Source organism: Methanospirillum lacunae, from assembly GCF_003173355.1.
Taxonomy (GTDB): domain Archaea; phylum Halobacteriota; class Methanomicrobia; order Methanomicrobiales; family Methanospirillaceae; genus Methanospirillum; species Methanospirillum lacunae.
This window is the reverse complement of record NZ_QGMY01000008.1, coordinates 384,274-401,745: the sequence shown is the minus strand read 5'-3', so window position 1 is coordinate 401,745 and position 17,472 is coordinate 384,274. Positions and strand designations below refer to the sequence as shown.

The 17,472-nt window shown below is 42.0% G+C and carries 16 protein-coding genes; 6 read left to right on the top strand and 10 right to left on the bottom strand.

Annotated features, from left to right (window positions below; translation table 11 throughout):
* Window positions 1-7: 7 nt before the first annotated feature.
* Window positions 8-1,444, top strand: a complete 1,437-nt coding sequence (gene proS, locus DK846_RS12025; RefSeq protein ID WP_109969194.1) for a proline--tRNA ligase — start codon at window positions 8-10, stop codon at window positions 1,442-1,444.
* A 50-nt stretch (window positions 1,445-1,494) separates the two neighbouring features.
* Here the strand turns inward: proS and DK846_RS12020 are convergent, their stop codons facing one another.
* A complete protein-coding gene (locus tag DK846_RS12020) occupies window positions 1,495-2,559 on the bottom strand; it encodes a PEGA domain-containing protein (RefSeq protein WP_109969193.1) in 1,065 nt (354 codons plus the stop codon).
* Between the two features lie 113 nt (window positions 2,560-2,672).
* Here DK846_RS12020 and thiD point away from each other — a divergent pair, with 113 nt between their 5' ends.
* From thiD to DK846_RS12005, 3 genes are all read left to right on the top strand, one after another.
* Entirely contained in the window at window positions 2,673-3,458 is a 786-nt protein-coding gene (gene thiD, locus DK846_RS12015; RefSeq protein WP_109969192.1) for a bifunctional hydroxymethylpyrimidine kinase/phosphomethylpyrimidine kinase, read from the top strand.
* A 665-nt stretch (window positions 3,459-4,123) separates the two neighbouring features.
* On the top strand, window positions 4,124-4,510 hold the full coding sequence (locus tag DK846_RS12010; protein ID WP_109969191.1) for a type IV pilin N-terminal domain-containing protein: 387 nt from the start codon (window positions 4,124-4,126) through the stop codon (window positions 4,508-4,510).
* Between the two features lie 292 nt (window positions 4,511-4,802).
* Window positions 4,803-6,737, top strand: a complete 1,935-nt coding sequence (locus DK846_RS12005) for a hypothetical protein (protein ID WP_109969190.1) — start codon at window positions 4,803-4,805, stop codon at window positions 6,735-6,737.
* A gap of 775 nt (window positions 6,738-7,512) precedes the next feature.
* Here the strand turns inward: DK846_RS12005 and DK846_RS11995 are convergent.
* Complete coding sequence (locus tag DK846_RS11995) at window positions 7,513-8,082, bottom strand: hypothetical protein (protein WP_146201213.1); 570 nt, start codon at window positions 8,080-8,082, stop codon at window positions 7,513-7,515.
* A gap of 292 nt (window positions 8,083-8,374) precedes the next feature.
* On the opposite strand from DK846_RS11995, the gene DK846_RS11990 reads away from it, so the two are divergent.
* Window positions 8,375-9,571, top strand: a complete 1,197-nt coding sequence (locus tag DK846_RS11990; protein WP_109969187.1) for an ammonium transporter — start codon at window positions 8,375-8,377, stop codon at window positions 9,569-9,571.
* Window positions 9,572-9,700: 129 nt separating this feature from the next.
* Window positions 9,701-10,126 carry a phosphate-starvation-inducible PsiE family protein gene (locus DK846_RS11985; protein WP_109969186.1) on the top strand — a complete coding sequence of 142 codons (426 nt, stop codon included), beginning with the start codon at window positions 9,701-9,703 and terminating at the stop codon, window positions 10,124-10,126.
* Here DK846_RS11985 and DK846_RS11980 read toward each other — a convergent pair.
* The 8 genes from DK846_RS11980 to DK846_RS11945 all read right to left on the bottom strand — a co-directional run bounded on the left by DK846_RS11980 (window position 10,113) and on the right by DK846_RS11945 (window position 17,454).
* Window positions 10,113-11,774 carry a hypothetical protein gene (locus tag DK846_RS11980; protein WP_109969185.1) on the bottom strand — a complete coding sequence of 554 codons (1,662 nt, stop codon included), beginning with the start codon at window positions 11,772-11,774 and terminating at the stop codon, window positions 10,113-10,115. The two genes, DK846_RS11985 and DK846_RS11980, sit on opposite strands and share 14 nt — an antisense overlap.
* A gap of 59 nt (window positions 11,775-11,833) precedes the next feature.
* Window positions 11,834-12,022, bottom strand: coding sequence for a hypothetical protein (locus DK846_RS11975; protein ID WP_109969184.1), 189 nt, complete (start codon window positions 12,020-12,022; stop codon window positions 11,834-11,836).
* 28 nt (window positions 12,023-12,050) lie between these two features.
* Window positions 12,051-12,302, bottom strand: coding sequence for a DUF7123 family protein (locus DK846_RS18045; RefSeq protein WP_109969183.1), 252 nt, complete (start codon window positions 12,300-12,302; stop codon window positions 12,051-12,053).
* 102 nt (window positions 12,303-12,404) lie between these two features.
* A complete protein-coding gene (locus DK846_RS11965; protein ID WP_109969182.1) occupies window positions 12,405-14,246 on the bottom strand; it encodes a DHH family phosphoesterase in 1,842 nt (613 codons plus the stop codon).
* A 197-nt stretch (window positions 14,247-14,443) separates the two neighbouring features.
* Window positions 14,444-15,418 carry a ribonuclease Z gene (rnz, locus tag DK846_RS11960; RefSeq protein WP_109969181.1) on the bottom strand — a complete coding sequence of 325 codons (975 nt, stop codon included), beginning with the start codon at window positions 15,416-15,418 and terminating at the stop codon, window positions 14,444-14,446.
* A complete protein-coding gene (locus DK846_RS11955; RefSeq protein WP_109969180.1) occupies window positions 15,406-16,179 on the bottom strand; it encodes a sugar phosphate isomerase/epimerase family protein in 774 nt (257 codons plus the stop codon). Before DK846_RS11955 ends, rnz begins: the two co-directional genes overlap by 13 nt.
* Window positions 16,176-16,724, bottom strand: coding sequence for a dephospho-CoA kinase (locus DK846_RS11950; protein ID WP_109969179.1), 549 nt, complete (start codon window positions 16,722-16,724; stop codon window positions 16,176-16,178). Before DK846_RS11950 ends, DK846_RS11955 begins: the two co-directional genes overlap by 4 nt.
* Window positions 16,678-17,454, bottom strand: coding sequence for an anaerobic ribonucleoside-triphosphate reductase activating protein (locus DK846_RS11945; RefSeq protein WP_109969348.1), 777 nt, complete (start codon window positions 17,452-17,454; stop codon window positions 16,678-16,680). The genes DK846_RS11950 and DK846_RS11945 overlap by 47 nt, the downstream gene beginning before the upstream one ends.
* Window positions 17,455-17,472 lie beyond the last annotated feature (18 nt).

The following is a 17,472-nucleotide window of genomic DNA, read 5'->3' as shown; positions in this document are numbered from 1 at the left end:
CTGTGTAATGGAAGAGCAAGAGGCAACTCTCCCGCCAAAGGCGGAATTCTCAGAATGGTACAACGATATTTTATGGCGTGCAGAGATCATGGATGTACGCTACCCCGTAAAAGGACTCTACGTCTGGTTCCCATTCGGGTTTGGGATCCGCAAGAGAGTATACGGAGTTCTGCGTGAACTGCTTGATCGTGACCATGAAGAGGCGCTTTTCCCATTGCTCATTCCTGAAAATGAGTTCATGAAAGAGGCAGAACACATCAAGGGATTTGAAGAGGAGGTATACTGGGTTACCCACGGAGGAACCAGTCCTCTTGATGTTAAGCTTGCCCTGCGTCCAACAAGTGAGACGGCTATCTATCCGATGTACGCCCTCTGGGTCAGATCTCATGCTGACCTTCCAATAAAAGTGTACCAGATCGTCAACACGTTCAGGTATGAGACCAAGCATACACGACCGTTGATTCGGCTTAGAGAGATCACCTCGTTTAAAGAAGCACACACCGTTCATGCTACCTGGGAAGATGCAGAAAAGACTGTCGAAGAGGCGATCGCTTTGTATCGCGAGTTTTACGACAGGATGTGCATCCCGGTCCTGATCTCAAAACGACCAGACTGGGATAAGTTCCCTGGTGCAGATTATACAATTGCCGTGGACACGATCATGCCGGATGGGAGGACTCTTCAGATTGGAACAGTCCATCACCTTGGTGATCACTTCTCTAGAACCTTCTCGATCTGCTACGAAAATCTCGCAGGTGAACAGCAATATTGCTATCAGACCTGTTATGGGATATCAGAACGATCCATCGCAGCCCTCATCAGTTTGCACGGTGATGACCGGGGCCTCGCTCTGCCTGCTGAAGTAGCCCCAACGCAGGTAGTCATTGTACCGGTGATCATGAAGAAGCGTGAAGAAGAAGTCCTTGAAGCAGCTGAAGTACTTAAAAAAGAACTCGTGACAGCAGGATACCGGGTCAAGGTTGATACCCGTGACCTCCGTCCAGGGGCGAAATATTACTACTGGGAACTTCGCGGTGTCCCACTCAGGATTGAGATCGGCCCACGGGATATCGACAATGGGGTAGTAACTGCTGTTACACGCTTTGGTGAGAAGTCAACCATTTCACGGGAAGATTTCATTAGTGGAGTCCAGATGAAGATGGCTGCCATGAGTGAAGCGATGACTACCCGGGCAGTGCAGCACATAAAAGATCATCTCTTCCCGGTGGAAGACATCACTGGCCTGAAGGAAGTTATCACAAAGGGTGTTGCAGCCGTTCACTGGTGTGGATGTAAAGAGTGTGCTGACCGGATAGAGGAAGCGGCAGATGCCAGTATCCTAGGAACAGAAGTTAGGTCAGAGCTTATTGGTAATGGATCCGGAACCTGTGTGATCTGCGGAAAGCCGGATTCTGTTATGACCCTGGTCGGCCGGAGTTACTAATCCCACTTTCTTTGCCTTTTTTTAATTTAAAAAAGGAACTTTCTCCCCGGTTATCGCCGGGAAATACAGATCATCCCGGCAGCAATCCCCAGCAACACCACCATAACTGGCAAACCGGCACGTGTCGGAGCTGGCAGAGGTGTTTGTGATGGGACTGGAGTGGATGTTGGAACAGGAGTTGGCGGTTGTGTTGGAACCCCACTCAAAACTGCTGATATCGGCAGGGTCTGTCCTTCAACGATCTTTACTACACTGACATACGAGGCATAACCCTCTTTCTGAAGAGTGAGAGTATAATCACCAGGTGCCAGGTCGGAAAGGTAGACAGGAGTTATACCCATAAACTGATTATTTAGGAATACTTGTGCATCAGCGGGTTCAGATTGTATCTGTATCGAACCAGTGGAGGGGCCCTGCTGAGTGTCCTGGTTTAGCACAACATTGATAGTTCTGACCTGGCCTCGTTCAACAAAGACCGTGCTTGTATACGGAAGATAATTATCGTACTGTATTAACAGATCGTAGGTTCCTGGCTGGAGTGAGGAGATGTCAAGATATCCGGTACGGGGAGTCCGTCCTCTATATTTATTGTTCAGATACACTGAAGCACCATAAGGAGAACTCAGTATCTGAAGTGAACCTGAGCGATAATAATAGTTAGAAGAGTAATACGGATAATTTGAATAATATGGGTAATTAGGATAATAGTAATCCGAGTATGAATGCGACACATACCTGTATCCAGAAGGATTATTACAGACCGGGTATGGGTTACTCACGGGCCGGCGATAGTCAGGGCTAAGAAAATGCTCATCTGCAACAACCGGTGACAGAGGAGCAGGGTAGGGATTTGAAATCGGTGTCCGTGGGCCAGGCATGGGGATCAGAGTTTGAATGTTGCTTGCAACACTAGGATGAGAAACCGGATTTTGCCAGGGAGGGTTTGGAGAGATCGGTGATGGAGAATTTACAGGTCCGGTAGGGTCAGTGAGTGAGATGGGTGGATCAGAAGAGACAGGACCCACATGATTTCCCCCCTGAAACTCTGCACCGCACCAGGTACAGAGAACTGTGATACATAATAGTGCCAGGATGAGATCTTTTCTAAATAACATAACCACTATTCCCTAGTTATTGGAGATGAACCTATCTCATTTATCCCATGAGCGTGAAGAATACCCACTAATACCTACTGAAATAATCCGACAATTACTGGTTTTTGATCCATATGACATGCACATTTCATACTGCCCTCACAATTGCCGGTTCAGATCCTTCAGGAGGCGCCGGTATTCAGGTTGACCTGAAGACATTTGCTGAAGTGGGTGTCTGGGGAATGGCAGTGGTAACAGCCCTTACTGCACAGAACGCCACTCGGGTGTCAGGTGTCTGGTCCATGGAATGTCATGTAGTGAGAAACCAGATCGCAACCCTGCTTGAGGATATCACACCAGGAGCAGTAAAGACCGGGATGCTTTCTACAGCTGAAATCATCCACACAGTGGTACAGACCCTGCCCGAAACCATTCCACTGATTGTAGATCCGGTGATGATCTCCACATCAGGGCACCGGTTGTTGGATGAATCAGCAATTAGGTGCATGAAAGAGGTACTTCTTCCACGAGCTACCGCAGTAACTCCGAATATACCAGAGGCGGAGGTTTTAGCCGGAATGAGAATTATAGATGATGGATCCATGATTGAAGCAGGGATGAAAATCCTGGATCTTGGAACAGAGGCCGTGGTTGTGAAAGGCGGTCATGGAACCGGTGATGAGTCAGTGGATCTCCTGATTGATAGGAATGGAGTAACCAGGCTCACCTCTCCCCGGATGCCATACCAGGTACATGGATCAGGGTGTTGTTTCTCGGCTGCGGTTACCGGGTTTATGGCACAAGGATATGGAGTTGCAGAATCCTGCAGATTAGGTAAGGATATTGTAACAAAGGCTATCAAAGAGGCAATAGCAGGTTCAGGTGGAATGAGAATGATCAATCCGGGAGGGGTGCAATAATAAAAGAACAAACTGATGTGCCTTTTTTTCAAAGAATATGATATTATATACTTAACCTCACTTCTTTGGATAATGATGTTTTAGTGTTACAGGATGAAGAGGGAAATAAAGTGTATACCTGTAATATCAAAGAAGTCATCGAAGCAAAGATTTCTATCGGGAAGTGGTAGTTGGTAATGTTTGTTATGAGTGATGGAGACTATTGAGTCTTCTTGATATTTTTCATGAGTGTCTTTAAGCGTATATACATTTAGATCCATTGGAGAGGGGACTAACCATCGTGGGTCTGATTCGGATCATTACATTGAAGGTAATAAACCGATCTCACCTTAATTAAAAGAGAAATTGTTTGATTCAGATCTACCAATTTTCACGGATGTTATTGACTCACGAAAGATAACACAGGAATTTAGAGAGGCAATAATGAAGAGTAAACGGGTATTGCTATTATAAGGCCTAAATAAACCTCCCTAGTCGAACTAAAATATTATATTCCAAAGAAGATAATTACCTTTTCTTAACAGTAAAAATTGGATGGCTTTTAAGAGAGTTTTATTTAAATAAAGTATATAAACCCAGTATTAAAATTGCATAATGATAAGAGTAATAAGGAATATTCAAATATATTAAAATCTTAGAGTTGATACGCACTCAGGAGGTGCGACATGTATACGAAAAAAGAAGAAGCAGTATCTCCGGTTATTGGTGTTATTCTGATGGTGGCAATCACAGTTATTCTGGCAGCAGTGATTGCAGCATTTGTTTTTGGTATGACAGGGAATGTCCAAAAAACAAAAAATGTAGCTTTCACCGTTGAAAGATCATCTTCATCAACTACACAAGTTATTGTTACCTCTCAGGGAGGGAAGGATAGCGCAGATATAAGTTCAACGCTTGTGTCAATTGATGGATCTACGGGAACAGCTGGGCCAACAACAATAGGATCATATAAAACGATAGGGGGTGCTTCCCAAACTGCCAAATCAAAGGTAGTGGTTACTGCAACCTTTAAAGATGGAAGTAAGCAAGTTGTTGTTGATACATCAGTATAACAATAATTAATTTTTTTCTTTTTTTATTAGATAGATGTAATTTAATTATTATAATAATATTAAAATTATTATATCGTCCAAGTTGTTATTCAAAGGAGTTTTTTATTCTTGAAATACCATTGATTAAAAACTTAAAGAACTTCCATATTGTACCAGATATTCTAATCGGTTTTTAGTCAGTATAAAAAACTAATGATTTCAAAAATTCTACTTAATTTCATAATATTCTGATAATAATAATTAAACAATGATGGAAGATCACATATTAACGTAATTATTATAACCTGATACAATGAACTTGAAAATACTGTTACCCATCATTTTCTTAATAGCCTTAATATTTATTCATCCAATAATGTTCCTTAATGATGAATGGATTACCGTAAACCAACTCAATCAATTATCACACGGATCTCAAATACTTTTCAATGAAGGTAAATATGGTACTTTTTCAAATGGGACTCCCTATAAATACTTTGAAATTCGAAAAAATATATTACCTTACACATCATATTTGCCACTTTTTTCGACGCCAATGCTTTGGATAGTAAAATTTAGTGATGGAAATATACCCTATTTTTTTATTATTATTTGGTTTTCATTGGCTTTTCTCGTATTTCTAAAATGGAATGAAAATAACCACGAAGTTAAAAAATCCATACAGCCCTGCTTGATGACTGAAGAAGAATTTTCATTAGTTGGAAAGAACTGCTTTAATAATTTCAATCAAAAGAACATTTCCAGAGAAAAATTTAGAGAATTTTTATCTTCAGTAACATTCAAGGTCACTACCAGAAAAAAACTTTTAGTATTATCATCAATATTTATTTTTTTATTTTTGAACATATTATATTACAGCCAAATAGCAACTACAAACAATACAGATTCAGTAGAGATCCTAGCTGTTATTCTTTACCATATCCTTATACTAGCAGCATACTTTCAACTCATTTTCTCAATTAATAAATTGTTATTCATCCAACCAAACAGAGTCATATTTAGTTCAGTGACTTGCATATGTTGCTCCTCTTCTATTTTTTGGACGAACACTGTAAAAGACCACCTTGACATCATGTTTTTTTTCGCCCTTCTAATATACAGCATTCTCCTCCACATGAAAACAAAGGATCCCTGGTTTGGAATTACCACATTTATAATATCTGGATTGCTTACATGGATCAGACCTGAATATGGTTCTTTTATTTTTTTGGGATTATGTACAACGTATCTCCCATTAATAGGAATACAATTAGAAATTCATAAAAATTTAAAATCAATATTAATCATCTTACTATCACCATTCTCCTATCTTATCGGTTTAATACCACTATTTATTAATAACTACATTGTTATGGGAAACGTCCTTAAAATGCCATGGCAAACCATTAGTGGATATGAGATTATTACCGAAAGTAATGCTTCATTAAATTACTATGGAATTTCAGATCAAAATATAATTGAAACTGGTCTTCATACCCTAATAAATATAACATTCGTCTTCATTCAACGAATGACACCTGGAGAAAACTTGTTTAGTGGTATTTTTTCAGTTTTATTATTTCCAGAATCTTTGAAACTACCTATCTTTGCTTTGACGCCAATTTTCTTTCTATCAATGTTAGTTTTACCCATTCTAATCATATATATAAAACCAAAAATACAACTAATAGAAATTCAAATAATTTTCATTTTGGGAAGTTTATCAGTAACGACAATTCTAGCTTATTTAACATCAATTGGAAATTTAGGAAATAGTGTCGGTATTTATCCAGATGTCAGATATTTAAGTCCACTATATTTACCATTATCTTTGATTGGTCTTATTATTCTTCTGAAATTCAAGATTTCTTCATTTTGTCTCCAAAAAATGGTAAAGAGAATCGCGATTTTTACCTTGATAGGAATATTTATCATTATAGGAATAACAGCAAGATCATATCCGTACTTTGATTATTCTGATTTTTTTCTTTGGATCAATGTTATTATTGGTTCATTGATTTTTTCGATTTTAGGAATATTAACAATATTATTCTATTTCGAAATTATTATTCTTAAAACGAATAAAATAATTTATCTCTTACTTCCAATTCTTATTGTTCTTCCATTATTATGGCAATTCTCACAGTTAATAATAATAAACTATTCAAGCAATCTCTTTGATCAATATCCTTGTCTACTTCCTGCTATAAAAGCATTTTTTGAGTATATTTTATCCAATACTTGTTAAGCAGAACATTGATTATTGCCTATAAAAAATATCCATGCAAAATACATGAGGAAGGGTAGACCAATCAAGATTGAGACACCTGCTGGACCATTAAAGAAAATTCCATATTGAATAACACAAGATAATAATAAACAAATACCGGAAATAACCATCAAACTAAAGATTAAAAAAAATTTTTTTCGTGTGAATAGATTATAATTATATAAAAACAAAAAAAAAGCTAATGAGAAAAGAAATGAACCAAAGACCCAAAATATGATTGAAAATCCACTTTTTCCATCAATTAGGCCTGAAAACACATATCGAATCTCATTTATAATCGATATAAAACTGTTTCCTTGGGGTGTTATCTGATACCGGAATAAAAAACCTTGAATACCATATCCATTCCCTTCACCAATAATAAAAAAATGAAGAGGACATAAAAAATATAGAAAGCAAAAAATTACAAATTCTTTTTTATACATCACATTCTGATATTCGACAGCAATTTTTTGTTATTCTTATCATTCTAAACCGTAAGACGTTTGTTAAGTCATCAATGGATGGCAATGAAAGTTTCAAGTTCGATTTATTTTAGGTTACCTATTTTATGATTTAAAGTTGCTTTTTAATTATTCAGATACCTCTCTATAGAACTTAAAAAATATCTCTTTTTACAACGAAAATCAGATTTTAATAATAATTGAATAATGAAAAAATAAAAAAAAACATAAGGAAACATCATTTTTATTTTAGTTATTATTATCCCAAAAAAATGAAACTACCTTAAAGATTATATTGCATCTGAAAAAGTCATTTGTGCCACTGTTGGTGATGCAGTTACCATCGATTTAGCCATTTCAGTTGTGCCAGTTGAGGTCGTCCCTGTGTTTTTCCCTTCAGTCAGCCAGGGCTTCTTCGCCATGATAGCGTCAGATCTCGCCTGAAGATCCATCGCAGTATCATCGTCGCAGATAGAACAACAGCTTGGACAGTATCCGTCTTCAGGCTGAATTTGAGTCAATGTTGGAGAAGCCTTGACTTCAGAGGAACCAACTGATCCAGGAGTGAAACTCTTGGTATCCACCGATTTTCCTAAGTTCAGAGTATTAGCCTGGGCATCTTTCCACTCACTAAATTTATTCCACTTGTACCACCGTTCCCACCAGCAACAGTACAAACCTGCAGTAACGAAAGGGGCGGCATCATCATAGGCAAAATTCCAATATCCTTTAGATTCTGCTTCAGAAATCAGAGCCGAATTTTTTGGATCACTTGGATCAGCAATACTCCAGACGGTTTTTGCCGCAACTTGGCTAGCTATCAGAAGAAGAATTATTGTACTGAAAACTATGACGATCATCAGATATCGGCGATTCATAGTATCTATATATTCATAATTATCAGGTATCAATTTTTCCCGTTGACAATTTCAAATTAAAATAAAAATCATGAGTTGAACTCATTACTACCTTAACGAACCTGATGAGCATAACAGGATGCAATATTGATCACCACATACAAAAGATTATATTAGGAGGAAATAAACTTCTTTCTCTCATCGCAGATATTATTCAGAAATAAATCAATCACCGGATATTCATTCGCCGGTTTCATGATAAACTCTGAATATTTAGCGTTAACGCAGGTGGTAAATGCCGATAAACTATGTCGACACGGGATTTGTGCTAATTTGCACAACACTTGTCATCTTTATGACCTTTGGAGTCGGGTTATTTTATGCCGGACTTGTGCACCGAAAGAATATCATATCAATGCTAACCCTTTCTTTCATCTCATTTGCATTGGTCTCTCTCCAGTGGATATTTTTCGGGTATTCACTTGCATTTGGATCTGACTTTGGGGGTCTGATAGGCAGCTTGGAACATATTGGTCTTGCAGGCGTTACCATGGAAGGAGACAATATCCCAAAACTGGTTTTTATGATGTTTCAGATGGCATTTGCAGCCATCACCCTTGCCATTGTAACTTCAGCCGTGGCAGAAAGGATCAAACTTTCTTCTTTCCTTCTGCTCGGCCTCATCTGGACAACGTTGATCTATGATCCTGTGGCACACTGGATCTGGGGAGGAGGATGGGCCCAGCAGATAGGAGTGCTCGATTTTGCCGGAGGTATAGGCGTTCATATTTGTGCTGGATTTTCAGCCCTTGCACTGGCATTCGTTATCGGCAAACGCAGAGGTTTTGGAGAGTACTCTCTTCAACCCAGCAATATCCCGATGACACTCATCGGTGGTGCTATCCTCTGGTTTGGCTGGTTTGGTTTTAATGCAGGAAGCGCCTTAGCAGTGAACAACATTGCAGTTAACGCATTCATAGTGACCAACATTGCTGCAGCAGCGGGGACATTCTCGTACATGTTTGTATCGTGGTACAAAGGCAAGCCAAGCTCACTTTCCATGATATCGGGCACCATCGCAGGACTCGGGGCAATAACTCCGGCAGCAGGGTTTGTCGGCCCGATGGAAGCAGTTGTTATCGGAGCGGTTTCAGGATTTCTCTGTTATTTTGCCTTAGTATTCAGACTTGAACAAAAGTGGGATGAAAGTCTGGATGCCTGGGCAATCCACGGAACCGGTGGACTCTGGGGAACGATATCTGTAGGAATTTTTGCCTCTGCAGCAGTAGGAGGGGTAAACGGGCTCATTGCAGGAAACGGTCATCAGCTCATTCTACAGCTCGGCGGTGCTTTTATCATACTCGCATACTCGTTTATTGGAACCTGGATCCTCGCCATCATTGTTGACAAACTGATTGGACTGCGTGTAAGCGAGGAAGAAGAATATGTGGGTCTTGATATCTCCCAGCATGGGGAGACGCACAGAAATTAACTTCAATCTCTTTTCTCACCACAAGGCATAAGAAAGATGCCTTTGGATCACGGATGAGGTTACCCCTCATCATCCTTATTCCTTTCACGTAATATTCTTCTCTGCGGGAAACTACGTACTTTCAAGATAATGATCAAACTCATCACAGGATTTGAAAAAACACTCTATGGAATATTGCTATTCCTCCTTGGAATTGTTCTAATAGCCTCGGTAATGGATCTTGCATACATAATTTTTACATACATCTTCGATCAACAGGTCTTTCCCTTACTTGAAAATAAGGAAGTACTCTCAATCTTCAGCCTGTTTCTTCTGGTATTGATAGGGATTGAATTCTTTGAAACCATCCTTGCATACCTCCGGGAAAATGTCATACATGTCGAGGTGATCATCATGGTGGCCGTCATCGCAGTTGCCAGAAAAGTGATTGTTCTTGACACTTCAGAAGCAACGAATTCCCACCTCATCGGGCTGAGTCTTCTCATGTTAAGTCTTGGAGCGGCATACTACCTGGTAAAACGCAGTAACGGACTCTATCCACTTAAAAAAGGGTAAGTGTCGGTTTTAAATCTGAACTGGTTATACGATCCCATGTAATCTCATATACCTTTGATCGTGGGATAGTCACTTCAGGTCCAGTTGGGTGGTAATTATCATACTGCTGGTATCTGATCTGATTATTCCCGGCATATGTAGGGAAATTTCCATACCAGTTTCCACCATATATCAACGTTACATTCCGTAACCCGCACTTTTTCAGCATTCCATCAAAAGCCCATTGGTCTAGACATTTGGCATTATAATATTGAACATACCCTGAATCAATCCGGGTTATCACATCTTCATTCCCAAGTTTTGTGATCAGATCATCAAACTGATTGCCAAGAACATCTCTTTTCAACCTGAACAAATCCTCCCGTGTCGGATGATAAGCAGTTCCCAGACTATTTGGGGCATTTTTAACAAAATCAGTTGAATTGACATAGAGATATGGATATTTACCGATCTCACCAGAATGCGAACAGATATAACCAGCCACATTATCTGAAATTTCACCAGATTCTACCCAGTTTACATACAACCCCTGGCAGATTAAAAGAGAACAGAAGATGAGAGCCATGAGTACAACTCGGGCATATTTTGCACCACATGCCCGGATGCCAAGATACGCTACCAAGGTAGCTACAAAAATATCTATCAGAATATACCCACGGGTCGGAGTACCGCCGGTTGTCAGGATAATTGGAACTGAAGTTACTACAAGCCCGGTAATAAGAATTAGCAGATATCTGAAAGAGCCCCGCTCAACAAACCGGTACAGACGGAGGTAGAATGAAATGATAAGTATCAGAAGAATATTACAGGCAAGAATACCGAATCCCTGTAATGGAGTGACCTGCATCCATCCCATTACAGAAAATTGTACCTGATTGGAAAGTATCAGAAGTGATGTAAAAATGAAGAGACCAGTATGGAGAAGAATAACAGTTGGATCAAAACTGGAAACATCATGACCATATCGTACATACCCAAACCCAAACCACTGAGTAGTCCGGATCAGCATCACCAGACCTAGTGGGAACAGGTAATAAAGAGAGTCCCTAATCTTCCGGCCTTTGAGGAGATCATATACCAGAAATAATACAGGAATTGCAATTCCGGTTTCATATGTTAAAAGACCAAGGAAATAGAAGAGTAATGATACCGGGAGAAAAAATCGTTTATCCCGGTATAAATAACAGAGAATTGAACCAGCAAAGAAGAGGAATCCCACTTCATTACAGATTGAAACAATAATCCAGGGATATGCCTCATCCTTATTCCACATCACTACATACAATAGGCAACTTACAAAAGGAAGATATGACAGATATCCAAAATCGGTAGCAATTTTTCTGATTATCAGGTATAGCAGGATGAGAAAAATTGAAGAGAGAACGAGGCCTGCAAGTTGCAATGAAAGTGCATCTGCCCCGTGAAATGAAAATGCCAGTTTTTTTAATGCAAACTGAATCGGACGCTGACAATCTGATAACACGGACAAATATGTCCTGGAAGAATCAGGGGAGGTTATCACATCCGACCAGTCATCGCTATAGTACGTGTAATGCCTGATAAAAAGATAATTTGCAATACCATTAGTCAGAAGGAGAAGACCAATCTCAATCAGACATTTAAACCAGCCATATAGGGATCTGTTCATATGAAAATCCAGAAGTATTAATTATACACAGAATACAGGAGCATTACAATAAAATGGAATTATAATTTTTCGACGGTCACTCGCACCCGGTCACCAGGAACGAGGCCATGACCTTTGGGCACATCAATATTGAACCAGAGCGTACCAGGATCATCTTGAGTATTATCCTGAGACATAAGACAATCTTTCTGGTCGTTGATATCACCAACAAACTCCAGAGATGATTCAAAGCTGACAATGGTCTTCATCAGACCCAGTTATTGGCGCAAAAAGAGTTTAATTCTTTGCAGGACTGACCATCCAGGTGGTGCTGTTTGAATAGCTCCACCTGACTATGGAGATTTCATGACAGATTTCTGCCAGGATCGCCATGTTGGTGCCTACCTCCTTGGACGACAGACCCAAATCTTTTGCTATGTATTTGGACTTAAAGTAATGTCTGCCAGAACCAAGACCATTCCGGAGATAAGTTATGAGTCGCGTCTGCGTCTCATTGTACTTCTCTCTCAAACATGTGTGTGATGGCATTATACAGCCTCCATCAGCGTAGTAAGAAATCAGAGTTCAGACATATAAAGATGCTTGAATAATAATGATTGATCATGTAAGAATACAATAGAAAAATGGAAATTATTCTACTGTAGAAAACTGAGCAATCTTTTCAGATAGTTTTTCTGTAACTTCTGAACGCATTCCTTCAACGAATTTTATACTGCCGACCACAAGATGTCCACCGCCATTTACTCCGGCTCCTGGAAGATCATCACGTAGTTCTCTGACCATCCTTGGTATGTTCATGAACACACCCCGGGATCTGAGAACAACAAAATCAGGCCCAAATCCAAGGGTTACAACTGGTTCACCGGCATATTGCTGGCAGAGTCGATCATGAACTTCTCCACAGGTCTTGCCTGGTGGAGGGAATGTGAATTTATGAGCATGAATCTCTACATCGATTGTAAAGAGGTGAGCACCATTGCTAAGGACCGTATGCCCGACGTGCGGCATGCAGGTCTTAACCTGATCGGTAATCGCAATGTTGGCTTCATCCTCAAGGAGTTTCACCATCTCAAGATGACGCTCATGATTGTCATTCAGGTCCAGAATATCTTTTATCAGTTCCTTTCCATCGTTAAACCGGAGATAAAACTGAATGTAGTCAAGAGCCAGAGCGATTCTCTTACATTCTTCCTCTGAAAACCGGTCTGCATTCAGTTCCAGGTACCTGCTTCGCTCTGGTGCTTCACTACGGTCTGCTACACCCGCTACTGCGGCGACATGACGGATCTGACGATCAACAGATGGGCAGATCAAACGGGCAATCTCGGTACCAAGCATACCGGCAGTGATCCCATAATCTCCACCGACATGATATGGGTTTACATGCGCCTCGAGGTACTGATCGACGATCTCATCAGGATGGTGGTGATCAAAGACGATCATTGGAATACCGTACACCTTTGCCATCTTCATGGCAGGCAAATCCTCTTCCGTTGATCCATTATCAGTCAGGAGGACGAGTGGCATTTTCTGGCCAAACCTGACATTATCCCTGGTGGCATAATCGAGATCCCTGACTATGTCCTCTATCTCATAGAAAGGAGCCTTGGAAGGTGCCCGCTTGAAGAGATAATAATCAGAGTCATAATCTCCTCCGGATTCATTGATCAGGGAGATAACAGCCTGTTCAATTGATACAGCTGAACATATCCCGTCTGCATCAGCATGGTGCCGAAGAAGAATCGGCTGTGCGGTGAAGACAGCACGCCTGATGATCTTTGCGATCTTTCGCATTGCAGGCCTGAGTTTCTCAAGCACTTCACTTTCAACAAGAAGTGGAACTTCAGGTGGTTCAGCCCGTGCATCTATAGCCTGTTCAATACCTGCAAGGACTTCATCTGCTTCAGGTCCGCGAAGTACTGTCAGATTTTCCAGTTCGATCTGGATCTGACCTCCACGCTGCATGATTTCCCCGGTTGCCCGGACTACACTTCCCTGGCTTGCATCAGGAAATGCTCTTTTACCGGCCTCTACAAACCCAGCAGCATTTTCAGAACCGCTGGCATCCACAAGTGTGAAGATGGTAGGACCTGATGTTTGTTTGATCTGGGCGACCACGCACTCAACCATCACCCTGCGACCAACCTTACCTTTCAGTTCGCCAAGTTGAATCGCACGCTTTTTGCAGATCACTGGCTGAACCTGATATGAGGTGATGATGACCTCTTCGAGGTCAATATTTCCGTTATCCCTGACATTGCCTACCCGTACCAGAATAGAATCCCCTTCCTGATGACTGGTAAGCATATTGCTTTTATGAACGAGTCCTTTGGTTGAACTATTCAGGAACACAAAGGTTCCGAACGCGGCAAACCCCTGGACAGTGCCTGCATAGGTCTTGCCGACAACCACATCAGCAAGACTGCACCCATCTCCAAGGCTGTATACAATTGTCTCTGTTCCTTTTGGCATACGAACTATCCACCGATATTCGGCCGGCCTCTGCGATCAGACAAGAAGCTGAAAAAACCCCGGTTACGGGAGGAGTGCAGGGCAAAGCAAACAACCGATGGTAGTATAGTGGTAACTTGAGGAACTTAAATTCAACCATGCAACAGGAGAATAGCCGGTTGAAACCGGAGAATTTGTTCCCCTTGCTATAAGTGCGGTTATGTTACTTCAAAGGGTTGGGAAGTCCGGTCAGAAAACGGAATATCTAGCATGACCAGATCATCAGGTGCGAGAAGTTCACCATAATATTTTTTTCGTGCATCAACAAGGTGCTGATCGGCAGATGTATACCTGGTGCTGATATGGAAAAGAGCCAGGCGTCCGGCTTTCAGTGCTGCTGCAACCCGACCTGCTTCACCGGCTGTTGAGTGCATAAATTCTCGTGCACGGTCAAGTTCAGTATCATCAAAAGTGGCGTCATGAATCAGGAGGTCCGCTTCCTCTCCCATTGGTGCAAGTTCAGACAGGTTCGGTCTTGTATCTCCGGTATAGATGATCTTCCTGCCTAGACGCCGCTCTCCCATAATCATTTCAGGAGTTATCAAACGTTCCTGCCCGTCAACGACAATCTGCACACTCTCTCCCCGTTGAAGCCTACCAAAGAGAGGACCGGGCCGAACACCCAGACTTACAGCAAGCTCACGGTTGAACCTTCCCGGGCGCTTGTCTTCTTCAAAGATATAGGAAAGTCCGGGAATTCCGTGATCAGTTGCCACCGCATGAATAGTATACCCATCAAATCCGAGTGAATCACCAGGCCTGACACGCCTTGACTCAACCTGAAACTTAATCCTACTCCTGCAGATCTGCTTGATATCATCAACCATCTCATGAACCGTGTCAGGACCGTATATCACGAGGGGTTCTTCCCTACCAGAAAATGACATCGTCTGAAGGAGACCGATGATGCCAAGGAAGTGATCAGCATGCCAGTGAGTGATAAACACAGATTCAAATGAAAAACCAGTCCTGGCTTTCATCATCTGACGCTGGGCGCCTTCCCCACAATCAAACAGGAGATCATGAGAACCCCATTTAAGCAAAATACAGGGTAGATTCCGTGAAATCGTCGGAAGGGCCCCGGACGTTCCCAGGAAAAAAACCTGTAGTGTCTCGCCAGCTATGATCCCCACCTCCGAATCTGATCAAATGACACCTTTGCTTCCTCAATTGAGCGACCTTCTACCACCACTACACCGGAATAATGTTCAAGAAGATCTTTTGAGAGACGTTTCCAGTTGATGGTTCCGGCACCAATAGGTAGATGCTCATCAGATTTGCCATTGTTGTCATGAATATGGACATGGGATGCTTGGCTCAGGTATTTTCTGAATCCATCCACCTTTCCAAGGGTGTTTGCATGACCAAAGTCTATGGTAAGCCCTATCCCTTCAATATCCTCGATGAGACCAAGGATTTCCTCAGGATAATGACAAAGAAAATCGGGAATGTTAGGCATATTCTCAATACAGGCAGTTACTCCATATTCTTGTGCCACTTTTCCAAACTCGCGAAGAGCTTCTTTTTGGAGAAGCCAGACCTTATCTGGTACGAGTTTTCCTGTACATGAGAGATATCCTGGATGAATGGTTACCCGATCGGTGATTGCTGCTGCTTTCCTGATACACTCAGATATCTGCTGAACTGTTTCCATCCAGATCGGCTCGTTAATAGCAGCCGGATTCAGATCACCATACGGTGCATGAACTGTGACCTTAAGGGACGTACTTGCCAGAGTTTCAATTACAGAGTGATAAGAGTCAGGCCTGCTGAAATGATAATTTCCATCAGCACATACCTCCCAGCCAGAAAACCCTGCCTCTTCAATACCAAATATCCAGTCTATCTCATCCCATACTTTTGCTGAGGATCCAAAATAGGGGGAAATACTCATGATGCTCCTGCTATCTGCTCAAGGGTAGAACGGACAGTACAGCGGTACTCGTCCAGGGTGCCTGTATTTTGAACCCGCATCGTAGCAAGGCCCATCGCCTCTCGAAGACCAAACGATGACTCCCGTTCATCCCGGGTATGTAATTCTGAAATATTTTTCAGGTCATCAGATCGTCCACGCACTTTGAGCCTGTCATACCGGGTTTCCAGAGGTGAATCAATCGCAATAAGGATGAAGTCAGGAAAATGTTCAGCAAACACCTTCACCTCGGCATCTCCTCTGATACCATCGATCAAAACCACCTGCGAGTTCTGTGACTCGATGACCGGGATGCAGACATGAGCGATGGCAGCCATGCCATACTGTTCCCTCAGTCGTCTTGCCACAATTCCCATGCTGGCATCAACTGGAGGAAGCCCTTCTTTTTTTACTTCTTCCCTGATGACATCACCCATTACCACTACCGGGATACCAAGTTCGGCAGACACAGCAGAAAACTCACCCTTCCCGGATCCCGGCATTCCTACAATTCCTATTACCTTCATACCATATCTCCCCTTGCTCTCTGGTCCGTATTCGCACAGGACGATGAAGCTCATCTGCTATTGCGGTAAGGTCTTCAAACTGGAGGGCCCGGATCCCGGTATACTCTCCCTGTTGAAGCACCAGGTCTACATCTAAAGCAACATCTGGAACAACTGATGCTACCTGTTCACTGCTTCCCGGAAAAAGTGTCAATACCACCTCGAATTTTGGCAGAGACCCTTCACGATACCCGGATGAACATAGTGCTAGTGAACGTTTTACTTCATCCCCGAGTGCCCGTTCTTTCCCTTTTACGGTGTTAAGATTCCAGTCCGGTTTGATATCGAGGGCGACGAGGTCGATCAACCTTTTAGAGATCAAATCTGCCAGAACTTCAGGAAACACCCCGTTTGTATGTAAACCTGTAACGAGCCCCATCCGTTTTACATGCTCTGCCAGGAACCGAAGTGCATCGGGCTGCATCGTCGCCTCGCCACCTGAAAAGACCACCCCACTTATCAGAAGTTCGGCAGACCTAATCATGGAGAGAATCTCCATACAGTCCTTAATATCAGTTCCACTCTGAATACCAGGGTTCTGGCAGTACCAGCACCTGACCGGACATCCCCTGAAGAAGATGACACAAACGGATCTTCCCCGCCAGTCAACGGTACTGAGAGGGACAAAGCCGGCAAAGTTTATACAGACTGGATCTGTCACTGCGGTAACAGATTGGTTCCCGGTTTTCATCACTGTTTTCATTGGTGA

Coding starts and splice junctions, on each gene's coding strand:
- proS (WP_109969194.1), top strand. CDS start 8: ATGGAAGAGCAAGAGGCAACTCTCCCGCCAAAGGCGGAATTCTCAGAA.
- DK846_RS12020 (WP_109969193.1), bottom strand. CDS start 2,559: ATGTTATTTAGAAAAGATCTCATCCTGGCACTATTATGTATCACAGTT.
- thiD (WP_109969192.1), top strand. CDS start 2,673: ATGACATGCACATTTCATACTGCCCTCACAATTGCCGGTTCAGATCCT.
- DK846_RS12010 (WP_109969191.1), top strand. CDS start 4,124: ATGTATACGAAAAAAGAAGAAGCAGTATCTCCGGTTATTGGTGTTATT.
- DK846_RS12005 (WP_109969190.1), top strand. CDS start 4,803: ATGAACTTGAAAATACTGTTACCCATCATTTTCTTAATAGCCTTAATA.
- DK846_RS11995 (WP_146201213.1), bottom strand. CDS start 8,082: ATGATCGTCATAGTTTTCAGTACAATAATTCTTCTTCTGATAGCTAGC.
- DK846_RS11990 (WP_109969187.1), top strand. CDS start 8,375: ATGCCGATAAACTATGTCGACACGGGATTTGTGCTAATTTGCACAACA.
- DK846_RS11985 (WP_109969186.1), top strand. CDS start 9,701: ATGATCAAACTCATCACAGGATTTGAAAAAACACTCTATGGAATATTG.
- DK846_RS11980 (WP_109969185.1), bottom strand. CDS start 11,774: ATGAACAGATCCCTATATGGCTGGTTTAAATGTCTGATTGAGATTGGT.
- DK846_RS11975 (WP_109969184.1), bottom strand. CDS start 12,022: ATGAAGACCATTGTCAGCTTTGAATCATCTCTGGAGTTTGTTGGTGAT.
- DK846_RS18045 (WP_109969183.1), bottom strand. CDS start 12,302: ATGCCATCACACACATGTTTGAGAGAGAAGTACAATGAGACGCAGACG.
- DK846_RS11965 (WP_109969182.1), bottom strand. CDS start 14,246: ATGCCAAAAGGAACAGAGACAATTGTATACAGCCTTGGAGATGGGTGC.
- DK846_RS11955 (WP_109969180.1), bottom strand. CDS start 16,179: ATGAGTATTTCCCCCTATTTTGGATCCTCAGCAAAAGTATGGGATGAG.
- DK846_RS11950 (WP_109969179.1), bottom strand. CDS start 16,724: ATGAAGGTAATAGGAATTGTAGGAATGCCGGGATCCGGGAAGGGTGAG.
- DK846_RS11945 (WP_109969348.1), bottom strand. CDS start 17,454: ATGAAAACCGGGAACCAATCTGTTACCGCAGTGACAGATCCAGTCTGT.